The organism is Streptomyces sp. NPDC058092 (genome assembly GCF_042884935.1).
Taxonomy (GTDB): domain Bacteria; phylum Actinomycetota; class Actinomycetes; order Streptomycetales; family Streptomycetaceae; genus Streptomyces.
In genome coordinates this window covers 44,927-70,416 of record NZ_JBHVSY010000022.1, presented here as the reverse complement: position 1 = coordinate 70,416, position 25,490 = coordinate 44,927, and the positions used below count along the sequence as shown (strand labels likewise).

The window sequence follows — 25,490 nt, the reverse complement described above, 5'->3', positions numbered from 1 at the left end:
GCGGCAGCGGACCGTACGTGGCAACGGCTCATGCGCGAAGGACGGGCACCCGGGAACAACCGGGTGCCCGTTTCGCGTTGTGAGGGGTCTCACGGTCCCCGGGGGAGGACGAGCCACAGGATCGATACGATGGCCTTTCCGGGTATCCGGATCCGCACGAGGAGCGCTCTTGCCAGACGAGGCCCAGCCAGTCGCCGCCCCGCAGCCCGACAAGCCCGCGGCGGCCTCAGCCACGCCCGGGAAGAAGCAGCCTGCGCAGAAGCCGAAGCCCCCGGTACCCGAGCCCGGTACGGGCCCGGCGACGGCCGGTGCCGCGGTGCTGCGGCCCGCGCCCGCTTCCCCCGCCCAGCCGGTCGCGCCCTCCTCGCCGGCCGCGTCCGCCTCGAAGCCCCCGGCGAAGCCCGCCGTCAAGCCGGTCACCCCGGCCGCTCCCGCGACCCGCTCCGGTGGCTCCTCCAACCGGGTACGGGCCAGGCTCGCCCGCCTCGGTGTGCAGCGCTCCAGCCCGTACAACCCGGTGCTCGAACCGCTGCTGCGCATCGTCCGCAGCAACGACGCCAAGATCGAGACCGCCACACTGCGCCAGATCGAGCGCGCCTACCAGGTCGCCGAGCGCTGGCACCGCGGCCAGAAGCGCAAGAGCGGCGACCCGTACATCACGCACCCGCTCGCCGTCACGACGATCCTCGCCGAGCTCGGCATGGACCCGGCGACGCTGATGGCCGGCCTGCTGCACGACACGGTCGAGGACACCGAGTACGGCCTGGACACCCTGCGACGGGACTTCGGCGACCAGGTCGCCCTGCTCGTGGACGGCGTCACCAAGCTGGACAAGGTCAAGTTCGGTGAGGCCGCACAGGCCGAGACCGTACGCAAGATGGTCGTGGCCATGGCCAAGGATCCCCGCGTCCTCGTCATCAAGCTCGCCGACCGGCTGCACAACATGCGCACCATGCGCTACCTCAAGCGGGAGAAGCAGGAGAAGAAGGCCCGCGAGACGCTTGAGATCTATGCCCCGCTGGCGCACCGCCTGGGCATGAACACCATCAAGTGGGAGCTGGAGGACCTCGCCTTCGCGATCCTCTACCCCAAGATGTACGACGAGATCGTCCGTCTCGTCGCCGAGCGGGCCCCCAAGCGCGACGAGTACCTCGCCATAGTGACCGACGAGGTCCAGGCCGACCTGCGTGCCGCCCGGATCAAGGCCACCGTCACCGGCCGGCCGAAGCACTACTACAGCGTCTACCAGAAGATGATCGTGCGCGGCCGGGACTTCGCCGAGATCTACGACCTGGTGGGCATCCGGGTCCTCGTCGACACCGTCCGCGACTGTTACGCGGCGCTCGGCACCGTCCACGCGCGATGGAATCCGGTCCCCGGCCGGTTCAAGGACTACATCGCGATGCCCAAGTTCAACATGTACCAGTCGCTGCACACCACGGTCATCGGTCCCAGCGGCAAGCCGGTCGAGCTGCAGATCCGTACGTTCGACATGCACCGCCGCGCCGAGTACGGCATCGCCGCGCACTGGAAGTACAAGCAGGAGGCCGTCGCGGGCGCCTCCAAGGTGCGTACCGACGTACCCAAGAGCACGGGCAAGGGCGCGCGCCAGGACACCGTCAACGACATGGCGTGGCTGCGCCAGCTCCTGGACTGGCAGAAGGAGACCGAGGACCCCAGCGAGTTTTTGGAGTCCCTGCGCTTCGACCTCTCCCGCAACGAGGTCTTCGTCTTCACGCCCAAGGGCGACGTCATAGCGCTCCCCGCGGGTGCGACGCCGGTCGACTTCGCGTACGCCGTCCATACGGAGGTCGGCCACCGGACCATAGGGGCACGGGTCAACGGGCGGCTCGTACCGCTCGAATCGACCCTCGACAACGGCGACCTGGTGGAGGTCTTCACCTCGAAGGCGGCCGGTGCCGGACCGTCCCGGGACTGGCTGGGCTTCGTCAAGTCGCCCCGTGCCCGCAACAAGATCCGCGCCTGGTTCTCCAAGGAGCGCCGCGACGAGGCGATCGAGCAGGGCAAGGACGCCATCGCGCGCGCCATGCGCAAGCAGAACCTGCCGATCCAGCGCATCCTCACCGGCGACTCCCTGGTCACCCTCGCCCACGAGATGCGCTACCCCGACATCTCGTCCCTGTACGCGGCGATCGGCGAGGGCCATGTGGCCGCCGCCGGTGTCGTACAGAAGCTCGTCCAGGCGCTCGGCGGCGAGGACGCCGCCAACGAGGACATCGCGGAGAGCTCGCCGCCCTCACGCGGACGCGGCAAGCGCCGCTCCAACGCCGATCCCGGTGTCGTCGTCAAGGGCGTCGAGGACGTCTGGGTCAAACTGGCCCGCTGCTGCACGCCGGTCCCCGGCGACCCGATCATCGGCTTCGTCACCCGAGGCAGCGGCGTCTCCGTGCACCGCGCCGACTGCGTCAACGTCGACTCCCTGTCGCAGCAGCCGGAACGGATCCTGGACGTCGAGTGGGCGCCGACCCAGTCCTCGGTCTTCCTGGTCGCCATCCAGGTCGAGGCCCTGGACCGGTCGCGACTGCTCTCGGACGTCACCCGCGTCCTGTCCGACCAGCACGTCAACATCCTGTCGGCGGCCGTCCAGACCTCCCGGGACCGGGTGGCCACCTCGCGCTTCACCTTCGAGATGGGCGACCCGAAGCACCTCGGACACGTACTGAAGGCCGTACGGGGCGTGGAGGGCGTCTACGACGTCTATCGCGTCACCTCGGCGCGCAGGCCCTGACCGGCCGGCGGCACTCCCCCCAGCAGCCCTTCGCGTGACTACGCGGGGGGCTGCTGCTCGTCGTGGCCGCAGGCGTGGTCCGAGACCAGCCGAGTGGCCGAATCGGCGACCAGCAGCCCGATGACCTTCGCCGCGCTGCGGATTTCCTCGTCCGGCACGCCGCCCAGCACCTCGCCGAACGTGTTCCGTACGCCCTCCGACAGCCGCTCCACCATGCTGCGGCCGCGCTCCGTCGGTTCCAGCCGCTGCGCGCGGTGGTCACGCGGGTCCGGCATGCGGCGGATCAGACCGCCCTCCTCCAGCCGTGCCGCCTGCCGCGTGACATGCGGCGGCCTTACGAGCAGCCGCTGAGCGACATCGGTGATCCGCAAGGGTTCCTCGCCGGCGCAGAGCACGCGCAGCAGGGCCACCTCGGGCCGGTCGATCCTGACGCCCACGGCTGCCGTGAGCTGGTCGTGCACCCGGCTGCGGCCCATCGCGTACGAGAGTGTCGTCACTGCTCTCACCAGGTCGTCCAGGGGATCGTCCGAATGTTGCGCCATGAGGTCATCCTGCCCCACGGAGAGGCTTCCGCGAAGGAGGAGGCAGAGTGTAGATACCTTAAGTAAATGACCGAGCCGGGGCTGCTCAGGCCGACGCCGGTCCTGCTCGGCCCGATGGCGGCCGGCGCGGCCCTGATCGGGTACGGCGCCCTCGGGCAGCGGCGTGCCGAACGGGCGGCGGGAGCGGATTCCGGTGACGCCGCCGCCCCGGACGCCGTCGAGGACCCCGCCATCGAGGCCCCGCGGGAACTCTCCCCGGCCGAGGGCGGCCACCCCGTGCTGACCGGTGGCGCCGCCGACTGGCACCGACCCGCACCCACCAGCCCCACCACCGAGAACGGCGCGCACCTCCTCGCCCCGAACAGGCCGAAGGGCCCCCGTCCATGACAGGGGCCCTCCGGCCTGACGTACCACGGCGAACGGACAGCCGCGGGCTCAGCCGCCGAACTCCTCCAGGCCCTTCAGCGCCTGGTCCAGCAGCGCCTGCCGGCCTTCGAGCTCCCTGGCCAGCTTGTCGGCCCGGGCATTGTTGCCCGAGGCGCGGGCCGTGTCGATCTGCGTACGCAGCTTGTCCACGGCCGCCTGCAGCTGACCCGTCAGACCCGCGGCGCGCGCACGCGCCTCCGGGTTCGTCCGGCGCCACTCCGACTCCTCGGCCTCCTGCAGGGCCCGCTCCACCGCGTGCATCCGCCCCTCGACCTTCGGGCGGGCGTCACGCGGCACATGGCCGATGGCCTCCCAGCGCTCGTTGATGGCCCGGAACGCGGCTCTGGCCGCCTTCAGGTCCTGCACCGGCATCAGCTTCTCGGCCTCGGCGGCGAGCTCCTCCTTCAGCTTGAGGTTCTCGCCCTGCTCCGCGTCCCGCTCGGCGAAGACCTCGCTGCGGGCGGCGAAGAAGACGTCCTGAGCACCGCGGAAACGGTTCCACAGATCGTCCTCGGACTCGCGCTGGGCGCGGCCCACCGCCTTCCACTCCGTCATCAGGTCCCGGTAACGGGCGGCCGTGGTCCCCCAGTCCGTGGAACCGGACAGCGACTCGGCCTCCGCGACCAGCTTCTCCTTGGCCTTACGGGCCTCCTCGCGCTGGGCGTCCAGCGACGCGAAATGGGCCTTGCGGCGCTTGGAGAACGCCGAGCGGGCGTGCGAGAAGCGGTGCCACAGCTCGTCGTCGGACTTGCGGTCGAGCCGCGGAAGGCCCTTCCACGTGTCGACGAGCGCGCGCAGCCGCTCGCCCGCGGAGCGCCACTGCTCGCTCTGCGCCAGCTCCTCGGCCTCGGCGACCAGCGCCTCCTTGGCGTGCTTCGCCTCGTCGGTCTGCTTCGCCTTCTGGGCCTTGCGCTCCTCGCGCCGCGACTCGACCGTTGCGGCCAGCGCGTCGAGTCGCTTACGGAGCGCGTCGAGGTCGCCGACGGCGTGATGCTCGTCCACCTGCACGCGCAGATGCTCGATGGCGGTCGTGGCGTCCTTCGCCGACAGGTCGGTGGTCTTCACCCGCCGTTCGAGGAGGCCGATCTCGACCACAATGCCCTCGTACTTGCGCTCGAAGTAGGCCAGAGCCTCCTCGGGGGAACCCGCCTGCCACGATCCGACGACCTGCTCGCCATCGGCTGTACGCACGTACACGGTGCCCGTCTCATCGACACGGCCCCACGGGTCGCTGCTCACAGCGCCTCCTCCACCTGATGCCTGCGAGAGGGTTCGCCCCCCTGGCATCGTCCACAGTTTCCTGGGGCGGGCAGCGCCCGCCCTGCACAACGCCAATCTAGGCGACCGGCCGCCCGGCTGTCCGCACTCAGCGCGGCTGAAAATAATCCGGCCCGCGCTTCGCCGTCACCACCGGACGGCACGGTCCGGCCGCCCCGGCCGCGTCACGACTTCGCGACAGCGGCCTTCGAGATGTCCACGGCCTTCTTCGGCGCACCGTCAGCGGCACCGCCGGCCACACCCGCCGCACCGATGTCCTTGACGGCCTTCAGCGAGGCGTCGTCCATCGTGCCGAACGGGGTGTAGGTGGGCGGCAGTTTGCTGTCCTTGTACACCAGGAAGAACTGGCTGCCGCCGGTGTGCGCCTGTCCGGTGTTCGCCATCGCCACCGTGCCCGCCGGATAGGTCACCGTGCTGTCCTTGCCCGCCTTGCCCAGCGCGGTCAGATTCTCGTCCGGGATGGTGTAGCCGGGGCCGCCCGTGCCGTCGCCCTTGGGGTCACCGCACTGCAGGACGAAGATGCCCTGCGTGGTCAGCCGGTGGCACTTCGTACCGCCGAAGAAGCCCTTGTCGGCCAGCGACTTGAACGAGTTCGTGGTGTGCGGGGTCTTCGCCGCGTCCATCGTGAACGCGATGTCGCCCTGGCTCGTCTTGAGCGACATCGCGTACTTCGACGTCTTGTCGATCTTCATCGCGGGCTCCGGCGCGCTGCTCTCGCTCGGCGACGGCGAAGCCGAGGGGCTCGCGGCCGCATCGCTTTTGTCCTTCTTGCCGTCGCCGTCGCCGTCTGCGTCGAGGGCGAGATACGCGCCCACCCCGACGACCGCCACCACGGCCACCGCGGACGCGATGACGACCGTCAGCCGCCGTGTCCGGCGACGGGCCTCCTCCCGGCGCTGCTGCTGCCGCTCGAACTTCTCCCTGGCGAGCTGCCGCCGCCGCTGATCGCTGCTGACCACCGGGTGATCTCCTTGTTGGTCGTGTGATGGGGATGGGGCCTGGGCTGCCCGTACCGTATATGGGTTAGCTGTGGAATGAGGAGCGCCGGTAGGCTCTGAACTGCCGCGACCTTCTCAGTCGCAATCCATCGTCGGACGACCAGTAAGGACGATCGTGCTCATTGCCGGGTTCCCCGCCGGAGCCTGGGGGACCAACTGTTACCTGGTCGCCCCGGCCGCAGGCGAGGAGTGCGTGATCATCGACCCGGGCCATCAGGCCGCATCCGGAGTCGAGGAAGCACTGAAGAAGCATCGGCTGAAGCCCGTCGCCGTCGTACTGACCCACGGCCACATCGACCACGTCGCCTCGGTCGTCCCGGTGTGCGGAGCGCACGACGTCCCCGCCTGGATCCACCCGGAGGACCGGTACATGATGAGCGACCCGGAGAAGGCCCTCGGCCGCTCCATCGGGATGCCGCTCATGGGCGAGCTGACGGTGGGGGAGCCGGACGACGTCAAGGAGCTGAGCGACGGCGCTCTGCTGAAGCTGGCCGGTCTGGAGTTCGGTGTCGCGCATGCGCCCGGCCATACCAAGGGGTCGGTGACGTTCAGGATGCCCCAGGCCGCGGATGTTCCGCAGATCCTCTTCTCGGGCGACCTGCTCTTCGCCGGCTCCGTCGGACGCACCGACCTGCCCGGCGGCGACCACGCCGAGCTGCTCGAGTCGCTGGCCCGCGTGTGCCTGCCGCTCGACGACTCGACCGTGGTGCTGTCCGGCCACGGCCCCCAGACGACCATCGGCCGCGAGCGCGCCTCGAATCCGTATCTGCACGGTATGGACGCGCCCCGACGAGGAATGTGACGAGAGAAAAAAACCGTGAGCACCTTCAAGGCCCCCAAGGGCACGTACGACCTGACCCCGCCCGACTCCGCGAAGTACCTCGCGGTGCGCGAGGCGATCGCCGCACCCCTGAAGAACTCCGGCTACGGCTACATCGAGACGCCCGGCTTCGAGGACGTCACCCTCTTCTCGCGCGGTGTCGGTGAGTCCACCGACATCGTGACCAAGGAGATGTACACCCTCACCACCAAGGGCGGCTCCCAGCTGGCGCTGCGCCCCGAGGGCACCGCGTCCGTGCTGCGCGCCGCGCTGGAGGCCAACCTCCACAAGCTCGGCAACCTGCCCGTGAAGCTCTGGTACTCCGGCTCCTACTACCGCTACGAGCGCCCGCAGAAGGGCCGCTACCGGCACTTCTCGCAGGTCGGTGCCGAGGCCATCGGCGCCGAGGACCCGGCGCTCGACGCCGAGCTGATCATCCTGGCCGACCAGGCCTACCGCACGCTGGGTCTGCGGAACTTCCGCATCCTGCTCAACTCGCTGGGCGACAAGGAGTGCCGCCCCGTCTACCGGGACGCGCTCCAGGGCTTCCTGCGCGAGCTCGACCTGGACGAGGACACCCGCCGCCGCATCGAGATCAACCCGCTCCGGGTCCTCGACGACAAGCGGCCCGAGGTGCAGAAGCAGCTGGCCGGCGTCCCGGTACTGCGCGACTACCTGTGCGACGCCTGCAAGGCGTACCACGAGGAGGTACGCGACCTGCTCTCCGCGGCCGGTGTGGTGTACGAGGACGACGAGAAGCTCGTCCGCGGCCTCGACTACTACACCCGCACCACCTTCGAGTTCGTCCACGACGGACTCGGCTCGCAGTCCGCGGTGGGCGGCGGCGGCCGCTACGACGGCCTGTCCGAGATGATCGGCGGCCCTGCGCTCCCGTCGGTCGGCTGGGCGCTCGGCGTGGACCGTACGGTGCTCGCGCTGGAGGCGGAGGGCATCGAGCTCGAACTGCCCGCGGCCACCAGCGTCTTTGCGGTACCGCTCGGCGAGGAGGCCCGGCGGGTGCTCTTCGGGATCGTCACGCAGCTGCGCCGCGAGGGCGTGGCGGCGGACTTCGCGTACGGAAACCGCGGCCTCAAGGGTGCGATGAAGAGCGCGAACCGCTCGGGCGCCCGGTTCACGATCGTCGCGGGCGAGCGGGACCTGGCCGAGGGCGTCGTCCAGCTCAAGGACATGGAGTCCGGCGAGCAGACGGCGGTCCCCCTGGCGGACGTGGCCGAGACGATCCGCGAGCGCCTGGCGTAGCGCCCCCGGCCGCCGGGCGGGCTGTCATCCCAGCCCGCCCGGCGACCGGCGACGCCCCCCCGCTCAGTCGTCGCGCCGGTCCTTCCGCCGGAAGGTCAGCAGACACAGCACCGGACCGGCGACGCACCAGGCCCCCAGCACCAGCGCCGTCTTCCCGTACTCCCAGCTTCCCGCCTGCTCGATCACGGCAGCCGACTCGGGCAGGAACACACCGCAAAAGCCCTGGCACATCCACTTCAGCGGGAACAGCGCGCCGATGTTCCGCATCCAGTCGGGCAGCCCGATGAACGGGATGCAGACACCGGAGACAACGGGATGCAGACACCGGAGATGAACTGCAGGACGAGGAAGGGCAGGACGACCACCGAGGTCGCGCTCCGCCCCGACCTCGGCACACTGCTGATCGCGATACCCAGCAGCGCGCAGGCAGTGATCCCCAGCAGGAAGATCCACCCGAAGGTCAGCCACTGGACGGCGTCCTCGCAGTCGCGCGGCCTCGGGTAGGAGCGGGCGAAATGCGTCACCGTCTCGCGCACCGTCAACTCGGCGGGCGCGGATTCATCCTGCCAGACGACTCCGACCCGCGAACGCCAACGGCGGTCGGCGGAAGCCGGGGCCACGCCGAGCACCGACACGGTTCCCCGTCACGGCTGCGACGGCCCTGCAGAATCTTCACGGTCGTGCTCTTCCCGGCCCCGTTCGGTCCGAGGATTCCGAACACCTCGCCCCGCCGGATCCCCAGGTCCAAGCCGTCGACCGCGGTCAGTTCGCCGTAGCGCGTGCGCAGTCCGCGCACCTCCACCGCACATCGAGTCGTGGTCCGGATGTTCCCGCGGACCGGCGGGTTCCGTACCGGTCGTGCGTGAGGCTTCGCGTACACCTTTATGTCCATCGAACGGAAGACCCGCGATGCGGTGCGGCACAATGACCATGCCCAGCAGGCCACTCACTGATGGAACGGCGATATGACGACTGCAGCGGTAGACCACCCCTCCTCCGACCAGGAAGAGGACGGCGGGAAGAGGACCATCGGCGGCAGCCGGGCGTTGGCACTGCTGCTGGTGATCACGGGCGCCGCCGGACTCCTCGCCGCCTGGGTCATCACGATCGACAAGTTCAAGCTGCTGGAAGACCCCAACTTCACACCGGGATGCAGCCTCAACCCGGTCGTCGCGTGCGGCAACATCATGAAGAGCGAGCAGGCGGCCGCCTTCGGCTTCCCGAACCCGATGCTCGGTCTGGTCACCTACTCAGTGATCATCGGCATCGGCCTGGCACTGCTCGCGGGTGCCCGCTTCCGCAGCTGGTACTGGCTGGGGATGAACGCCGGCATGCTGTTCGGCGTCGGCTTCTGCACCTGGCTCCAGTACCAGTCGCTCTACAACATCAACTCGCTCTGCCTGTGGTGCTGCCTGGCCTGGGTCGCCACGATCTTCATGTTCTGCTACGTCACCACGCACAACATCAAGCACCGGATCCTGCCCGCGCCGAACTGGCTGCGCAACGGGCTGACGGAGTTCCACTGGGTTCCTCCCGTCCTGTGGGTCGGCATCATCGGCATGCTGATCCTGACCCGCTGGTGGGACTTCTGGACCAGCTGACCGGACCGCGGCTCCCGCCGGGCAACCGGCCCGGCAGGGATGTCGGTGCCGTGACATAGGCTTCAAAACGTGGAGCCCGACCTCTTTACCGCAGCCGCCGAAGACCGCCAGGAGAAGGACCCGTCCAGCAGCCCCCTGGCTGTCCGGATGCGCCCCCGCACCCTCGACGAGGTCGTCGGCCAGCAGCATCTGCTCAAGCCGGGCTCGCCGCTGCGCCGCCTCGTCGGCGAGGGGAACGGCGGGCCCGCGGGGCCCTCGTCGGTGATCCTCTGGGGCCCGCCCGGCATTGGGAAGACGACTCTCGCGTACGTGGTCAGCAAGGCCACCAACAAGCGCTTCGTCGAGCTCTCCGCGATCACCGCGGGCGTCAAGGAAGTACGGGCCGTCATCGAGGGTGCCCGCCGCGCCACCGGCGGCTACGGCAAGGAGACCGTCCTCTTCCTCGACGAGATCCACCGCTTCTCCAAGGCACAGCAGGACTCCCTGCTCCCGGCCGTGGAGAACCGCTGGGTGACCCTGATCGCCGCGACCACCGAGAATCCGTACTTCTCGGTCATCTCGCCGCTGCTGTCGCGCTCGCTCCTGCTCACCCTGGAATCGCTCACCGACGACGATCTGCGCGGCCTGCTGCGGCGCGCCCTCACCGACGAGCGCGGGCTGGGCGGCGCGGTGGCGCTGCTGGGGGACGCCGAGGCACATCTGCTGCGTATCGCGGGCGGCGACGCCCGTCGGGCGCTGACGGCGCTGGAGGCGGCGGCCGGTGCGGCGCTGTCCAAGCAGGAGAAGGAGATCACCCTCCTGACCCTGGAGGAAACGGTCGACCGCGCGGCCGTCAAGTACGACCGGGACGGCGACCAGCACTACGACGTGGCGAGCGCACTCATCAAGTCGATCCGCGGCTCCGACGTCGATGCCGCGCTGCATTACCTGGCCCGGATGATCGAGGCGGGGGAGGATCCTCGGTTCATCGCCCGACGGCTGATGATCTCGGCCAGCGAGGACATCGGTCTCGCCGACCCCACGGCACTGCCCATCGCCGTCGCGGCCGCCCAGGCGGTGGCCATGATCGGATTCCCGGAGGCGGCCCTCACCCTGAGCCATGCCACGATCGCCCTGGCCCTCGCCCCGAAGTCCAATGCGGCGACGCTGGCGATCTTCGCCGCCCAGGAGGACGTACGGAAGGGGCTCGCGGGCCCTGTCCCGGCCCATCTGCGCGACGGCCACTACAAGGGCGCGGCCAAGCTGGGCCACGCCCAGGGCTATGTGTATCCGCACGACGTCCCCGGCGGCATCGCCGCCCAGCAGTACGCCCCGGACGCCGTGCGCGACAAGCACTACTACCGGCCCACGCGCTACGGCGCGGAGGCGCGTTACGCGGATGTGGTGGAGCGGGTCCGCGAGCGCCTCGGCCGCTCGGGCTCCGAGGGCGACGCGAGCCCGTCCACGGACTGACGGGGACGGGCGGGACCTGAGGCCGGGCGAGGCCGGAAGGCCGTCGGGAAGCGGTCCCTCCGTTCAGTTCGCCGCTGCCTCGAAGAGCGTGTGCATGGCGTGGCGCAGTTCGCTGATGTCGCGCACCGGCTCGGGGAATTCGAAGCGTGCGTCGAAGCACCGCCGCCGGTCCTCGCAGACGCGTACCCGCAGTCCGTACCGGTCCAGCGCGAGCGGTACGACGGAGGGCCGGTGGGCCGCGCAGCGGCGACGGGCCGAATGCTCGCCCAGCAGCCCGCACAACGTGCCCAGCTGTTCGCCGTGCGCCGCGTGCAGATGCTGCAGCAGCTCCGCCTCGTGTCCGACGAGCGGGTCGGGCGCCGCGTCCCGGAATTCCTCCGGCCCGACCTCCTCGGCGCCCCACAGATCGTCGACGTACGCCTCGCCCGTCTCCAGCCGGAGCGTCATCCGGCCGGGCCCCGACACACCGGGTACGGTGGCGAGCCGGCCGGAGAGCCGGGCGTGCCCGCGGATGCGGTGCGGTACGGAGACCGGGGCGACGTCCGTGATCTCCAGCACAGCGGTCGGCCCGTCGCCCTCGGCGTGTGTCGCGGCCCGTACGGCCGGGGAATCCACGGGGAGTTCGAGAAACAGACCCCCGTCGGGGCCCACATTCCTGGTCGACGGCATCAGCTGATCCGGGCCGGCCCCGTTCAGCCCGGGAACGAGCAGCACCGCCGAACAGGTACTCTGTACGAGAGTTCGTGTGCGCTCGGCTGCTGACGGCATCCGAGTGTTTTCAAGCCCGCCGGGACGCGGCTGACCACGATCTGATCGGTCCTCCGTCGTATCGGCACCCTGAGGGGTGTCGACGCTGTCAGTGCTGTCCGTGATGTGTGTGGTGTTCCCCGGGCGAGACATGCGATCTCCTCAAGTAAGGTGAGCCTAACCTAACCTACGATGGAGGTCTGGAGAACGTGCCTAACCAGTCGCGTCCCAAGGTCAAGAAGAGCCGTGCGCTCGGCATCGCGCTGACGCCGAAGGCCGTCAAGTACTTCGAGGCCCGCCCCTACCCGCCGGGCGAGCACGGCCGTGGTCGCAAGCAGAACTCGGACTACAAGGTCCGTCTGCTGGAGAAGCAGCGTCTGCGTGCCCAGTACGACATCAGCGAGCGCCAGATGGCGCGTGCCTACGACCGCGCCAAGAAGGCCGAGGGCAAGACGGGCGAGGCGCTGGTCGTCGAGCTCGAGCGTCGTCTCGACGCCCTGGTTCTGCGTTCGGGTATCGCCCGCACCATCTACCAGGCCCGCCAGATGGTCGTGCACGGTCACATCGAGGTCGACGGCCGCAAGGTCGACAAGCCGTCCTTCCGTGTCCGTCCCGACAACATCGTGATGGTCCGCGAGCGCAGCCGCGACAAGCACCCCTTCCAGGTTGCCCGCGAGGGTGGTTACGCCCCCGACGGCGAGACCCCGCGCTACCTGCAGGTGAACCTGAAGGCCCTGGCCTTCCGCCTTGACCGGGACCCGAACCGCAAGGAAATCCCCGTGATCTGCGACGAGCAGCTCGTCGTCGAGTACTACGCCCGCTGATCCAGGCGTAGCCGCTCTCACCAGCGCTCCGGCCCGCCCCTCCCCGTCGTACGGGAGGCGGCGGGCCGCCGCGTTCTCCCGGGGGCCGTCGGCGGCCCGGGAGAACGCCCCGGCGTCCGCGGCCGGTCCGCGGGTCCGCTCGCCAGCGCCCTGGCCACCGCCGCGTCCAGATCGAGCCGCCCGCCCGCGCGCAGCCCCGATTCGTAGGGGCCGTCGCCCAGCTCCCGGCGGGCCAGCTCCTCGCACCGGGCCCGGGGCTGCCCGTAGTACGCCGAACCGAACAGCGGCAGTCCCACCGACGGCCAGATCCGGTCGGCGGCCCCTTGCAGCACCGCCGCCTCCGCCGCGTCCCCCTCGACCGCCGTCACCAGAGCCAGCAGCTCCAGGGCGAGCACCGAGCCGAGCAGATCGTGGAAGGCGTGGCCGATCGCCAGGGACTCCCCGAGCAGTTCCCGGGCCCGGTCGGGCCGGCCCCGTTGCAGCGCCGCGAAGGCCAGTACGTACAGCGCGTACGAGAGGGCCCACCGCTCCCCGTGGTCCTCGCAGATCTCCCTGACCTCCTCACAGATCGCGGCCGCGCCGTCCAGATCGCCGTGGAACCCGACCGCCATCGCCAGCTCGATCCGGGCCATCAGCACGTTGCTGTTCAGCTCGCCGAGCTCCTGGTAGCGGCCGAGCGCCTCGGCCAGCAGCTCCTGCGCCCTGACCATGTCGTCCGTGACCAGTGCCAGACACCCCATCCGGTGCACCGCGTACGCGAGCGCCGTGGCGTCGTCGGCCCGCTCCGCCTCGTCCCGGCACTCCTGCAGTGCGGCGATCGCGCCGACCGGGTCGCCCTGCAGGACAGCCACATGCCCGAGCACCCACAGCGCCTTGAGCCGCGAGGAGTCGCACGGCGTCTCCTCCTCCAGCACATGGCCCAGCCAGTGCCGGCCCTCCGAGAGGCGTCCGCAGCCCACCCAGAGGAACCAGAGAGTGCCCGCCAGATACGTCGCGAGGTGGGCCTCGCCCGGGCTCTCCAGCGAACACTCCATCGCCCGCCGCAGATTCGGCAGCTCGCTCTCGACCCGGGCGGCCACCTCACCCTGCCGCGGGCTGAACCAGTCGAGCTCGCACCAGGTGGCAAGACCCAGGAACCAGTCCCGGTGGCGGCGTCGCAACCGGTCCGTGTCACCGGTGGCCTCCAGCCACTCGGCCCCGTACTCCCGGACCGTGTCCAGCATCCGGTAGCGGGTGCCTGCCGCCGAGTCCTCGCGCACGACGACGGACTGTGTCAGCAGCCCGGAGAGCACATCGAGCACCGACCCGGCCGGCAGATCGGCACCGCTGCAGATGTATTCGACGGCCTCCAGATCGAACTGCCCGGCGAACACCGAGAGCCGCGCCCACAGCAGCCGCTGCTCCGGAACGCAGAGTTCATGACTCCAGCCGATGGCCGTACGGAGCGTCTGGTGGCGCGCAGGCGCGCTCCGGCTGGAGCCGGTCAGCAGCCGGAAGCGGTCGTCCAGGCGCTGCAGCACCTGCTCGGTGGACAGGGCGCGCAGCCGTCCGGCAGCCAGTTCCAGCGCGAGCGGGATCCCGTCCAGCCGACGGCACAGCTCCCGCGCGGTGGCGTGATGGTGGTCGGTCAGCCGGAACTCCGGCCGCACCGCGGCGGCCCGCTCCGCGAAGAGCAGCATCGCGTCCTCGTCCGTCATCGGCGCGAGCGGGAAGGTGAGCTCGCCGTCCAGCTCCAGGGGCAGCCGCCCGGCGGCCAGCACCCGTAGTTGCGGGGCCCGGCGCAGCAGTTCACGTACGAGTTCGGCGCAGGCGTCCACGAGATGCTCGAAACCGTCGACCACCAGGAGGAGTTGGCGTCCGGCAAGGTGTTCGAGGAGTGTCGTGCGGGGCGGTCTGCTGGTGTGATCGGTGAGTCCGAGGGCGTCTATCAGCGCATGTTCCAGCAGCTCGGCGTCGTGGATGGCGGACAGCTCCACCATCCGGACACCGTCGCAGTACCGTTTCTCCGTGAGCGCCGCGACCCTGGTGGCGCAGCGGGTCTTGCCCACCCCGCCCACCCCGACCACGGTGACGAGCCTCGATTCGTTCAGCAGCCGGCCGAGATCGGCCAGTTCGTCCTCCCGCCCGACGAATCTGTTCAGTTCCGCGGGCAGATTGCCGGGGGCGGCTCCGGAGCAACCCGGATCGTGGGGGGACGGAAAGGGGCGCTGGGGGCGTCGCATGAAACACGCAGAGTACTGGCGCCGGAGCTCTCCGTACAATCTCCTCAGGCCAACTGCGGTCCTTGCCGCCGGTAATGCGGTACGGGGCGCGCCCACCGGCGCGATAGGCTCGGGTGACGACGACTGGCTGCTGCGGCAGCGGTCGGCGGACCGAGCAGAGAACAGACAGTACAGAGACAGCGACAAGCTAGAGAGCGGTGCACTGTGTCCGGTGGAGAGGTGGCCGGGATCCTGGTGGCCGTCTTCTGGGCGATCCTGGTTTCGTTCCTCGCCGTCGTGCTGGTGAGGCTGGCCCAGACGCTCAGGGCGACCACCAAGCTCGTGGCGGACGTGACCGAGCAGGCGGTCCCGCTGCTTGCCGACGCCTCCGCCACCGTGCGCTCCGCGCAGACCCAGCTCGACAAGGTCGACGCGATCGCCACGGACGTCCAGGAAGTCACCTCCAACGCTTCGGCGCTCTCCACCACCGTCGCCTCGACCTTCGGCGGCCCGCTCGTCAAGGTCGCCGCGTTCGGTTACGGGGTGCGCCAGGCCATCGGCCGCAAGACCAGTCCGGAAGCGGAACCTGCGCGCCGGCCGTCCCGTCGTACGGTGATCGTCGGCCGTACCGTTCCGTCCGCGCGCGGCAGGAAGCGCAGCGGCAGAAACTCCCGCGGATCGAAGGACTGACGCAGCGATGTTCCGCCGTACGTTCTGGTTCACCGCCGGCGCCGCCGCCGGTGTCTGGGCCACCACCAAGGTCAACCGCAAGCTCAGGCAGCTGACCCCCGAGAGCCTCGCGGCGCAGGCTGCCGACAAGGCGATCGAGACCGGCCACAAGCTCAAGGACTTCGCTCTGGACGTCCGTGAGTCCATGGCCCGGCGCGAGGCCGAACTGGGCGAGGCGCTGGGCCTGGAGGCACCGGTCGACCCCGAGCTCCCCGTACGGCGCCACTTCGCCGTCGAGGCGGCCGAGTCCGTCGGACCGGACCGGCCCCTCGAAGGCACCCACTACCGCACGCTCCCCTACAACTCGTACAACCGGAATGAGGACCACTGATGGAGTCGGCTGAAATTCGTCGCCGCTGGCTGAGCTTCTTCGAGGAGCGCGGTCACACCGTCGTCCCTTCGGCGTCGCTCATCGCGGACGATCCGACTCTGCTGCTGGTCCCCGCGGGCATGGTCCCCTTCAAGCCGTACTTCCTCGGCGAGGTCAAGCCGCCCGCCCCGCGCGTGACCAGCGTGCAGAAGTGCGTCCGTACGCCGGACATCGAGGAGGTCGGCAAGACCACCCGGCACGGCACGTTCTTCCAGATGTGCGGCAACTTCTCCTTCGGCGACTACTTCAAGGCAGGCGCCATCAGCTACGCCTGGGAGGCTCTGACGAGCTCCGTGGCGGACGGCGGCTTCGGTCTCGACCCCGAGCGGCTGTGGATCACGGTCTATCTCGACGACGACGAGGCCGAGCAGATCTGGCGCGACAAGATCGGTGTACCGGCCGAGCGCATCCAGCGTCTGGGCAAGAAGGACAACTTCTGGTCCATGGGCGTGCCCGGTCCCTGTGGCCCCTGCTCCGAGATCAATTACGACCGCGGCCCCGAGTTCGGCGTCGAGGGCGGCCCGGCCGTCAACGACGAGCGCTACGTGGAGATCTGGAACCTGGTCTTCATGCAGTACGAGCGGGGCGCCGGTGACGGCAAGGAGGACTTCCCGATCCTCGGTGACCTGCCGTCGAAGAACATCGACACGGGTCTGGGCCTGGAACGCCTCGCCATGATCCTGCAGGGCGTACAGAACATGTACGAGACCGACACCCTGCGTGTCGTCATGGACAAGGCCACCGAGCTGACCGGTGTCCAGTACGGCGCCGACCACGGTTCGGACGTCTCGCTCCGCGTGGTCGCCGACCACATCCGTACCTCCGCGATGCTCATCGGTGACGGCGTCACCCCCGGCAACGAGGGCCGCGGCTATGTGCTGCGCCGCATCATGCGCCGCGCCATCCGCAACATGCGCCTGATGGGTGCCACCGGACCCGTCGTCAAGGACCTGGTCGATGTCGTGATCGACACGATGGGGCAGCAGTACCCGGAGCTGATCACCGACCGCAAGCGCATCGAGACCGTCGCCCTCGCCGAAGAGGCCGCCTTCCTCAAGGCCCTCAAGGGCGGCACCAACATCCTCGACACCGCCGTCACCGAGACCAAGGCCGCCGGCGGCAAGGTGCTCGCCGGTGACAAGGCGTTCCTGCTCCACGACACCTGGGGCTTCCCGATCGACCTCACCCTGGAGATGGCCGCGGAACAAGGCCTCGCCGTGGACGAGGACGGCTTCCGCCGCCTGATGAAGGAGCAGCGGGAGCGTGCCAAGGCCGACGCCAAGGCCAAGAAGACCGGCCACGCCGACCTGTCCGCCTACCGCGAGGTCGCCGACAACTCCGGCATCACCGAGTTCACCGGCTACACCGCCACCGAGGGCGAGTCGACGATCGTCGGCCTGCTCGTCGACGGCGTGCCGTCGCCCGCCGCCACCGAGGGCGACGAGATCGAAGTCGTCCTGGACCGCACCCCGTTCTACGCCGAGGGCGGCGGCCAGCTCGCCGACCAGGGCCGGATCCGGCTCGACAGCGGCGCCGTCATCCAGGTCCGCGATGTCCAGCAGCCCGTCCCGGGCGTCTCCGTCCACAAGGGTTCGGTGCAGGTCGGCGAGGTGACCGTCGGAGCTTCCGTCTACGCCGCCATCGACACCACCCGCCGCCGCGCCATCGCCCGGGCCCACAGCGCCACGCACCTCACGCACCAGGCGCTGCGCGACGCACTGGGCCCGACGGCCGCCCAGGCCGGTTCGGAGAACTCGCCGGGCCGCTTCCGCTTCGACTTCGGTTCGCCCGCCGCCGTACCCGGCACGGTCCTCACCGACGTCGAGCAGAAGATCAACGAGGTCCTCGCCCGCGAACTCGACGTCCAGGCCGAGGTCATGTCGATCGACGAGGCCAAGAAGCAGGGCGCCATCGCCGAGTTCGGCGAGAAGTACGGCGAGCGGGTCCGGGTCGTCACCATCGGCGACTTCTCCAAGGAGCTCTGCGGCGGTACGCACGTCCACAACACCGCCCAGCTGGGCCTGGTGAAGCTGCTCGGCGAGTCGTCCATCGGTTCCGGTGTGCGCCGCATCGAGGCCCTCGTCGGCGTCGACGCGTACAACTTCCTCGCCAGGGAGCACACGGTCGTCGCCCAGCTCCAGGAGCTGGTCAAGGGCCGTTCCGAGGAGCTCCCGGAGAAGATCGCCGGAATGCTCGGCAAGCTGAAGGACGCCGAGAAGGAGATCGAGAAGTTCCGCGCGGAGAAGGTCCTCCAGGCCGCCGCCGGACTGGCCGACTCGGCCAGGGACGTACGGGGCCTCGCCCTCGTCACCGGTCAGGTGCCCGACGGCACCTCGGCCGACGACCTGCGCAGGCTCGTCCTCGACGTCCGCGGCCGCATCCAGGGCGGCCGCCCGGCCGTCGTGGCCCTGTTCGCCACCGCCAACGGCCGCCCGCTGACCGTGATCGCCACCAACGAGGCCGCGCGCGAGCGCGGACTCAAGGCCGGCGACCTGGTCCGTATGGCCGCCAAGACCCTCGGTGGCGGTGGCGGCGGCAAGCCGGACGTCGCCCAGGGCGGCGGCCAGAACCCCGAGGCCATCGGCGCCGCCGTGGCCGCTGTCGAACGCCTCGTCACCGAGACTGCGTGACGGCGGGGATGACGCAGATGCGCCGCGGCCGTCGGCTCGCGATCGACGTCGGGGACGCCCGGATCGGGGTCGCCTCGTGCGACCCCGACGGAATCCTCGCCACGCCGGTGGAGACCGTTCCGGGGCGCGATGTCCCGGCGGCCCACCGGCGGCTCGGACAGATCGTCCAGGAGTACGAGCCGATCGAGATCATCATCGGCCTGCCGCGGTCCCTCGGCGGCGGTGAAGGCCCTGCCGCTGCCAAGGTCCGCGTTTTCGCCCAGGAGGTCGCCCGCTCGGTCGCACCCATTCCGGTGCGGCTGGTGGACGAGAGGATGACCACAGTGACGGCCAGTCAAGGACTGCGCGCCTCGGGCGTGAAGTCCAAGAAAGGCCGTTCCGTCATCGATCAGGCTGCCGCTGTGGTGATCCTTCAGAACGCTCTGGAGTCCGAACGGGCCTCGGGTAAAGCCCCGGGCGAAGGCGTCGAAGTGGCTCTCTGATCGCGATACGGTAACGTTCCGCGCGATGCGGCGGTGTTCGAACAAACACCGCACAGCAAAGAGACGGAATGTCGTCTCGCGGCTCTAGGGGATCGATGACTGAGTATGGCCGGGGCCCCGGCTCCGAACCGTGGCATCCCGAGGACCCCTTGTACGGGGACCAGGGATGGGGAGGGCAGCAGCCTGCCCACGGCCAGAACCAGTACGGCGGCCAGCAGCAGCCCTACCCGCAGGACCCCTACCCGCAGGACCCCTACGCGCAGCCGCAGCAGCCGCAGCAGGACCAGTACACACAGCAGGATCCGTACGCGCAGCAGCAGCCGTACCAGCAGCAGCCCGCGTACGGAGTCCCGCAGGACCCGTATGCGCAGCAGCAGCCCCAGCAGCCCCAGCAGCCCCAGCAGCCCCAGCAGCCCCAGCAGCCCCGGCAGCCCCAGTACAACAACGGTGGCTGGGACACCGGGCAGCAGTCCGCCGGGATGCCCTACGACCCTCAGTCGGCCGACCAGTACGGCGGCCGGCAGCCCGGTTACGGCGAGACGCATGACTACTACGGCACGCCGGAGGCCTATCCGCCGCCGCAGCCCCCGGGCCACCGGAAGGACGTTCCCGAGCAGGCCCCCGCGCAGAGTCCCGACTGGGACCCGGAGGTCCAGCCGGAGGAGACCCACCCCTTCTTCACGGGCGCGGACGACGGGGGCGACAAGGACGACGAGTACGACGACGACCCGCGTGAGTCACGCCGCGGCAGTCGTGGCGGCAACGAACGCCGGGGCAAGGGCAAGAAGAAGAGCCGCAGCGGCTGTGCCTGCCTGGTCGTCTCGGTGGTCCTGGTCGGCGGCCTCGGGGGAGTGGGCTACCTCGGATACTCGTACTGGCAGGCCAAATTCGGCGCGGCGCCCGACTACACCGGCACGGGCACCGGCGAGGTCGAGGTCGAGATCCAGAAGAACGCCTTCGGCTACGACATCGGCAACATCCTGAAGCAGAAGGGTGTCGTCAAGAGCGTCGACGCGTTCGTCGCCGCGCAGAACGACAACCCCAAGGGCAAGTCCATCCAGGCAGGCGTCTATCTGCTCCACGAGAAGATGTCCGCGGCCGAGGCCGTGAAGATGATGCTCGACCCGAAGAGCCAGAATCTTCTGGTGATTCCCGAGGGCACACCCAACCGCCTCGTCTACGCCTCGATCGACAAGAGGCTGGGCGTCAAGAGCGGGACGACCAGCGGGGTCGCCAAGAAACAGTCGGGCAGCCTGGGTCTGCCGGACTGGGCCAACGACCACCCGGACATCCTCGATCCTCTGGAAGGGTTCCTCTACCCGGCGGCCTACCCGGTTACCAAGGGCATGAAGCCGGAGGCCGTCCTGAAGAAGATGGTCTCCCGTGCCAACGAGGAGTACGACAAGGTCGACCTGGATGGCAACGCCGAGAAGCTGGGTCTCAAGGGCCCTTGGCAGTTGATCACGGTCGCCAGCCTCGTCCAGGCCGAGGGCAAGTACAAGCACGACTTCGACAAGGTCTCGCGCGTCGTCTACAACCGGCTCAAGCCCAACAACACCGAGACCAATGGCCTGCTCGACTTCGACTCCACCGTCAATTACGCGAAGAAGCAGAGCACACTCGATATCGGCGCGGTGTCGGACCAACGGAAGTTCAAGAACCCGTACAACACGTATTACATCCACGGTTTGCCGCCGGGCCCGATCAACAATCCCGGTGATGCCGCGCTGCAGTCGGCAATCAAGCCTACTCCCGGCCCCTGGTACTACTTCGTGTCGGTGACTGAGGACAAGACGCTGTTCGCGGTGACCAACGCAGAGCACGAGCGGAATCGCAAGAAATACGAACAGGAGAGGTCGGGCCAGTGAGCACCATCCGACGGGCAGCCGTCCTCGGCTCGCCCATCGCCCACTCGCTCTCTCCGGTCCTGCACCGGGCCGCATACGCCGAACTCGGCCTCACCCACTGGACGTATGACCGGTTCGACGTCGACGAGGCGGGCCTCCCCGCCTTCATAGCGGGGCTCGATTCCACCTGGGCCGGGCTCTCGCTGACCATGCCGCTCAAGCGTGCGATCATCCCGCTGCTGGACTCCGTCAGCGAGACGGCATCGTCGGTGGAAGCCGTCAACACGGTCGTCTTCACGGAGGACGGCCGCAGGACCGGCGACAACACCGATATCCCCGGCATGATCGCCGCGCTGCGCGAACGCGGTGTGGAGAAGACCGACTCGGCCGCCGTGCTCGGTGCCGGAGCGACCGCTTCCTCGGCGCTCGCCGCGCTGTCCGCGATCTGTACGGGACCGGTCACGGCGTACGTCCGCAGTCGGGAACGTGGCGTCGAGATGCGCGGCTGGGGCGAACGACTCGGCGTCGACGTCCGGATCTCCGACTGGGCAGAGGCCGAGCAAGCGCTGCGTGCTCCCCTGGTCATCGCCACCACTCCGGCCGGTGCCACGGACGCGCTGACCGGCGCCGTGCCGGACCGGCCGGGCACGCTCTTCGATGTGCTGTACGAGCCCTGGCCGACCGGACTCGCGGCCGCCTGGGCGGCTCGTAACGGCACAGTCGTCGGAGGTCTCGACCTTCTGGTGCACCAGGCCGTCCTCCAGGTCGAGCAGATGACCGGCCGCGCGCCCGCTCCGCTCCTGGCCATGCGGCAGGCCGGGGAAGCGGCGCTCGCCGCCCGCTGACCCCCGCGCGCCCGCGACGGAAGGCGTCCGTCTGCTGGACCGGCGACCGGTTCACTCCCCCGGCCGTGGGAGGATCGAAGGCGGCGGGCCAGGGCCGCGCACCCGGTCGCGCCGTCGCAGTTCCAGGCGCGAGCATGAGGAGCACCGTTGAGCAGGTTGCGCTGGCTGACCGCGGGGGAGTCGCACGGCCCCGCACTCGTGGCGACGCTGGAGGGTCTTCCCGCCGGCGTCCCGATCACCACGGAGATGGTGGCGGACGCACTCGCCCGGCGGCGGCTCGGTTATGGCCGCGGTGCGCGGATGAAGTTCGAGAAGGACGAGGTCACCTTCCTCGGCGGGGTGCGGCACGGTCTCACCATGGGCTCCCCGGTCGCCGTGATGGTGGGCAACACCGAGTGGCCCAAGTGGGAGCAGGTCATGTCGGCCGACCCGGTCGACCCCGACGAACTGGCCAAGCTGGCCCGTAACGCCCCGTTGACCCGCCCCCGCCCCGGCCACGCCGACCTCGCGGGCATGCAGAAGTACGGCTTCGACGAGGCCCGGCCGATCCTGGAGCGCGCCAGCGCCCGGGAGACCGCGGCCCGGGTGGCGCTCGGCGCCGTCGCGCGGTCGTACCTCAAGGAGACCGCGGGCATCGAGATCGTCAGCCACGTCGTCGAACTGGCCGCGGCCAAGGCTCCCTACGGTGTCTACCCCACGCCCGCCGACGTCGAGAAGCTCGACGCCGACCCGGTGCGCTGCCTCGACGCCGCCGCGAGCAAGGAAATGGTCGCCGAGATCGACCAGGCCCACAAGGACGGCGACACCCTCGGCGGCGTGGTCGAGGTGCTGGCGTACGGAGTGCCCGTCGGCCTCGGCTCGCACGTCCACTGGGACCGCCGCCTCGACGCCCGGCTCGCCGCGGCCCTGATGGGCATCCAGGCCATCAAGGGGGTCGAGGTCGGCGACGGCTTCGATCTGGCCCGGGTCCCCGGTTCCGAGGCGCACGACGAGATCCTGGTCACCGAGGACGGCATCAAGCGCGCCTCCGGCCGCTCCGGCGGTACCGAGGGCGGTCTGACCACCGGTGAGCTGCTGCGGGTCCGCGCCGCGATGAAGCCCATCGCGACCGTGCCGCGCGCGCTCGCCACCGTCGACGTCGTCACCGGTGAGCCCGCCAAGGCCCACCACCAGCGCTCCGATGTCTGCGCCGTTCCGGCGGCGGGCATCGTCGCCGAGGCGATGGTCGCACTGGTCCTGGCCGACGCCGTCGCGGAGAAGTTCGGCGGCGACAGCGTCGCGGAGACCCGTCGCAACGTGCAGTCGTACCTCGACCACCTGCAGATCCGATGAGCGGCCCGCTGATCGTCCTCGTCGGGCCGATGGGCGTCGGCAAGTCCACGGTCGGTGAACTGCTCGCCGCCCGGCTCGGCACCACCTACCGGGACACCGACGCGGACGTCGTCGCCACGGCCGGCAAGCCGATCCCCGAGATCTTCTACGACGAGGGCGAGGAACACTTCCGCGAGCTGGAGCGACAGGCCGTGCACGCGGCCGTCGCCGAGCACACGGGCGTCCTCTCCCTCGGCGGCGGCGCCGTGCTCGACGCGACGACCCGCGCGCTGCTCGCCGACCACCCCGTCGTCTATCTCTCGATGGACGTCGAGGAGGCCGTCAGGCGGGTCGGCCTGAACACCGCCCGCCCGCTGCTCGCCGTCAACCCGCGCCGGCAGTGGCGTGAGCTGATGGACGCCCGCCGGCACCTGTACACCGAGGTGGCCCGGGTGACCGTCGCCACCGACGAGCGCACCCCCGAAGAGGTCGCCCAGGCGGTCCTCGACGCACTGGAACTGCCGGAGCGCACGGACGACCCCGTCACCCCCGGCCGGGAGAACACACGTATGACCGAGCAGGGCCCCACCCGTATCCAGATCGCCGGCAGCGCGGGCACCGACCCGTACGAGGTGCTGATCGGCCGGCAGCTCCTCGGTGAACTGCCCACGCTCATCGGCGACCGCGTCAAGCGGGTCGCCGTTCTGCACCCCGAGGCACTCGCCGAGACCGGTGAGGCGGTCCGCCAGGACCTCGCCGAGCAGGGCTACGAGGCCATCGCGATCCAGCTGCCGAACGCCGAGGAGGCCAAGACCGTCGAGGTCGCGGCCTACTGCTGGAAGGCGCTCGGGCAGACCGGCTTCACCCGCACCGACGTCATCGTCGGCGTCGGCGGCGGAGCCACCACCGACGTGGCCGGATTCGTCGCGGCGACCTGGCTGCGCGGGGTCCGCTGGATCGCCGTACCCACGACGGTGCTCGCCATGGTCGACGCGGCCGTCGGCGGCAAGACCGGCATCAACACCGCCGAGGGCAAGAACCTCGTCGGCGCCTTCCACCCGCCCGCCGGGGTCCTGTGCGACCTCGCCGCGCTGGACTCGCTGCCCGTGCACGACTACGTCAGCGGCATGGCCGAGATCATCAAGGCCGGCTTCATCGCCGACCCCGCGATCCTCGACCTCATCGAGGCGGACCCGGAAGGCGCCCGTACGCCCACCGGGCCGCACACCGCCGAGCTGATCGAGCGGGCCATCCGGGTCAAGGCCGAGGTCGTCTCCAGCGACCTCAAGGAATCCGGGCTGCGCGAGATCCTCAACTACGGCCACACCCTGGCCCACGCCATCGAGAAGAACGAGCGCTACAAGTGGCGGCACGGCGCGGCCGTCTCGGTCGGCATGGTCTTCGCCGCCGAGCTGGGCCGGCTGGCCGGACGCCTCGACGACGCCACCGCCGACCGGCACCGCGCCGTCCTGGCGTCCGTCGGACTCCCGCTCACCTACCGCGGCGACCAGTGGCCCAAGCTGCTGGAGAACATGAAGGTCGACAAGAAGTCCCGCGGCGACCTGCTGCGCTTCATCGTCCTCGACGGCCTCGGCAAGCCCACCGTGCTGGAGGGCCCCGATCCGGCCGTGCTGCTCGCCGCCTACGGGGAGGTGTCGGCGTGACCCGCCGGGTCCTCGTCCTCAACGGGCCGAACCTCGGCCGGCTCGGCTCCCGCGAGCCCGATGTGTACGGCGCGACGTCCTATGCCGGGCTCGTCGAGACCTGCCAGGCGCTCGGCAACGAGCTCGGCTTCGCCGTCGACGTCCGGGAGACCAACGACGAGGGCGAGCTGATCCGCTGGCTCCACGAGGCCGCGGACGGTTCAATTCCGGTCGTTCTCAACCCGGGGGCCTTCACCCACTATTCGTACGGCATGCGGGATGCGGCGGCCCAGCGCACCGCCCCGCTGATCGAGGTGCACATCTCGAACCCGTACGCACGGGAGGAATTCCGCCACAACTCCGTGGTCGCACCGGTCGCCACCGGGACGGTGGCCGGGTTCGGGATCGGTTCCTACCGCCTCGCTCTGCGTGCCCTGGCGGACGAGCTGGCCGACTGACGGACCCGTACACCGGACGGCCGGCCCAGGGCCTCTCGTTCGGATCATGCCGGGCTCGCGTGCCCCGGCACCGCGTCTCGCCGCGTTGTCGTCGGTCTTCCCCCGCTCTCGGCTCCGCTCGAGCAGGGGAGACCCCATCGGGCTCCTTCCTCCGCCTTGCGATGCACGGCACCACGGTGACATCAGCCGCTCCGCGGCGGGCCGCTCCCTGATCCGGCCTGATCCAAACGAAAGACCCTGGCCGACCGGGCACCGTGGACCGTCCCCGGCCGTTCCC

At 70.0% G+C, this 25,490-nt stretch carries 21 protein-coding genes and 1 pseudogene; 16 read left to right on the top strand and 6 right to left on the bottom strand.

The genetic code is table 11. From position 1 onward, the window contains the following. Positions 1-169: 169 nt before the first annotated feature. Positions 170-2,749 (top strand): RelA/SpoT family protein, encoded by a 2,580-nt coding sequence (locus tag ACFVV1_RS29985; RefSeq protein ID WP_389995525.1) that lies wholly within the window; start codon positions 170-172, stop codon positions 2,747-2,749. A gap of 38 nt (positions 2,750-2,787) precedes the next feature. Here ACFVV1_RS29985 and ACFVV1_RS29980 read toward each other — a convergent pair whose 3' ends face one another. Next, a complete protein-coding gene (locus ACFVV1_RS29980; RefSeq protein WP_389995523.1) occupies positions 2,788-3,291 on the bottom strand; it encodes a MarR family winged helix-turn-helix transcriptional regulator in 504 nt (167 codons plus the stop codon). A gap of 66 nt (positions 3,292-3,357) precedes the next feature. On the opposite strand from ACFVV1_RS29980, the gene ACFVV1_RS29975 reads away from it, so the two are divergent. Then, positions 3,358-3,678 (top strand): hypothetical protein, encoded by a 321-nt coding sequence (locus ACFVV1_RS29975; protein WP_389995520.1) that lies wholly within the window; start codon positions 3,358-3,360, stop codon positions 3,676-3,678. A 48-nt stretch (positions 3,679-3,726) separates the two neighbouring features. Here ACFVV1_RS29975 and ACFVV1_RS29970 read toward each other — a convergent pair whose 3' ends face one another. After that, on the bottom strand, positions 3,727-4,956 hold the full coding sequence (locus ACFVV1_RS29970) for a DUF349 domain-containing protein (protein WP_389995517.1): 1,230 nt from the start codon (positions 4,954-4,956) through the stop codon (positions 3,727-3,729). A gap of 203 nt (positions 4,957-5,159) precedes the next feature. Next, on the bottom strand, positions 5,160-5,954 hold the full coding sequence (locus ACFVV1_RS29965) for a peptidylprolyl isomerase (protein ID WP_389995514.1): 795 nt from the start codon (positions 5,952-5,954) through the stop codon (positions 5,160-5,162). Between the two features lie 154 nt (positions 5,955-6,108). Here ACFVV1_RS29965 and ACFVV1_RS29960 point away from each other — a divergent pair, with 154 nt between their 5' ends. Then, positions 6,109-6,795, top strand: coding sequence for an MBL fold metallo-hydrolase (locus tag ACFVV1_RS29960; protein WP_389995512.1), 687 nt, complete (start codon positions 6,109-6,111; stop codon positions 6,793-6,795). Between the two features lie 15 nt (positions 6,796-6,810). Next, positions 6,811-8,073 carry a histidine--tRNA ligase gene (gene hisS, locus ACFVV1_RS29955; protein ID WP_389995509.1) on the top strand — a complete coding sequence of 421 codons (1,263 nt, stop codon included), beginning with the start codon at positions 6,811-6,813 and terminating at the stop codon, positions 8,071-8,073. A gap of 63 nt (positions 8,074-8,136) precedes the next feature. On the opposite strand, the pseudogene ACFVV1_RS29950 reads toward hisS, so the two are convergent. Further along, positions 8,137-8,875 (bottom strand): annotated as a pseudogene (locus ACFVV1_RS29950) (ATP-binding cassette domain-containing protein). 163 nt (positions 8,876-9,038) lie between these two features. Here ACFVV1_RS29950 and ACFVV1_RS29945 point away from each other — a divergent pair. Next, positions 9,039-9,674 carry a vitamin K epoxide reductase family protein gene (locus ACFVV1_RS29945; protein ID WP_389995506.1) on the top strand — a complete coding sequence of 212 codons (636 nt, stop codon included), beginning with the start codon at positions 9,039-9,041 and terminating at the stop codon, positions 9,672-9,674. Positions 9,675-9,743: 69 nt separating this feature from the next. Beyond that, positions 9,744-11,126 (top strand): replication-associated recombination protein A, encoded by a 1,383-nt coding sequence (locus ACFVV1_RS29940; protein ID WP_389995503.1) that lies wholly within the window; start codon positions 9,744-9,746, stop codon positions 11,124-11,126. A 63-nt stretch (positions 11,127-11,189) separates the two neighbouring features. On the opposite strand, the gene ACFVV1_RS29935 is transcribed toward ACFVV1_RS29940, so the two are convergent. After that, the gene (locus tag ACFVV1_RS29935; protein WP_389995500.1) at positions 11,190-11,894 is read right to left on the bottom strand and encodes a DUF2470 domain-containing protein; all 705 of its coding nucleotides are present in this window, start codon (positions 11,892-11,894) and stop codon (positions 11,190-11,192) included. A 188-nt stretch (positions 11,895-12,082) separates the two neighbouring features. Between ACFVV1_RS29935 and rpsD the strand changes: the two genes are divergently transcribed. Then, a complete protein-coding gene (gene rpsD, locus ACFVV1_RS29930; protein WP_030918857.1) occupies positions 12,083-12,697 on the top strand; it encodes a 30S ribosomal protein S4 in 615 nt (204 codons plus the stop codon). 17 nt (positions 12,698-12,714) lie between these two features. On the opposite strand, the gene ACFVV1_RS29925 is transcribed toward rpsD, so the two are convergent. Continuing rightward, positions 12,715-14,919 (bottom strand): ATP-binding protein, encoded by a 2,205-nt coding sequence (locus ACFVV1_RS29925; RefSeq protein WP_389995497.1) that lies wholly within the window; start codon positions 14,917-14,919, stop codon positions 12,715-12,717. A gap of 219 nt (positions 14,920-15,138) precedes the next feature. Here ACFVV1_RS29925 and ACFVV1_RS29920 point away from each other — a divergent pair, with 219 nt between their 5' ends. From ACFVV1_RS29920 to aroQ, 9 genes are all read left to right on the top strand, one after another. Beyond that, positions 15,139-15,588, top strand: a complete 450-nt coding sequence (locus tag ACFVV1_RS29920) for a DUF948 domain-containing protein (RefSeq protein WP_389995716.1) — start codon at positions 15,139-15,141, stop codon at positions 15,586-15,588. 7 nt (positions 15,589-15,595) lie between these two features. Beyond that, positions 15,596-15,958 (top strand): DUF6167 family protein, encoded by a 363-nt coding sequence (locus ACFVV1_RS29915; RefSeq protein ID WP_389995495.1) that lies wholly within the window; start codon positions 15,596-15,598, stop codon positions 15,956-15,958. Then, complete coding sequence (alaS, locus tag ACFVV1_RS29910; RefSeq protein WP_389995492.1) at positions 15,958-18,627, top strand: alanine--tRNA ligase; 2,670 nt, start codon at positions 15,958-15,960, stop codon at positions 18,625-18,627. The genes ACFVV1_RS29915 and alaS overlap by 1 nt, the downstream gene beginning before the upstream one ends. Before the next feature lie 8 nt (positions 18,628-18,635). After that, entirely contained in the window at positions 18,636-19,109 is a 474-nt protein-coding gene (ruvX, locus tag ACFVV1_RS29905; protein WP_389995713.1) for a Holliday junction resolvase RuvX, read from the top strand. A 95-nt stretch (positions 19,110-19,204) separates the two neighbouring features. After that, positions 19,205-20,977 carry an endolytic transglycosylase MltG gene (gene mltG, locus ACFVV1_RS29900; RefSeq protein WP_389995489.1) on the top strand — a complete coding sequence of 591 codons (1,773 nt, stop codon included), beginning with the start codon at positions 19,205-19,207 and terminating at the stop codon, positions 20,975-20,977. Then, positions 20,974-21,801, top strand: coding sequence for a shikimate dehydrogenase (locus tag ACFVV1_RS29895; protein ID WP_389995486.1), 828 nt, complete (start codon positions 20,974-20,976; stop codon positions 21,799-21,801). The genes mltG and ACFVV1_RS29895 overlap by 4 nt, the downstream gene beginning before the upstream one ends. A gap of 147 nt (positions 21,802-21,948) precedes the next feature. Further along, positions 21,949-23,133, top strand: a complete 1,185-nt coding sequence (gene aroC, locus ACFVV1_RS29890; protein WP_389995484.1) for a chorismate synthase — start codon at positions 21,949-21,951, stop codon at positions 23,131-23,133. Continuing rightward, positions 23,130-24,776 (top strand): 3-dehydroquinate synthase, encoded by a 1,647-nt coding sequence (gene aroB, locus ACFVV1_RS29885; RefSeq protein WP_389995480.1) that lies wholly within the window; start codon positions 23,130-23,132, stop codon positions 24,774-24,776. Before aroC ends, aroB begins: the two co-directional genes overlap by 4 nt. After that, positions 24,773-25,213, top strand: a complete 441-nt coding sequence (gene aroQ, locus ACFVV1_RS29880; protein ID WP_389995477.1) for a type II 3-dehydroquinate dehydratase — start codon at positions 24,773-24,775, stop codon at positions 25,211-25,213. The genes aroB and aroQ overlap by 4 nt, the downstream gene beginning before the upstream one ends. Positions 25,214-25,490: the final 277 nt, after the last annotated feature.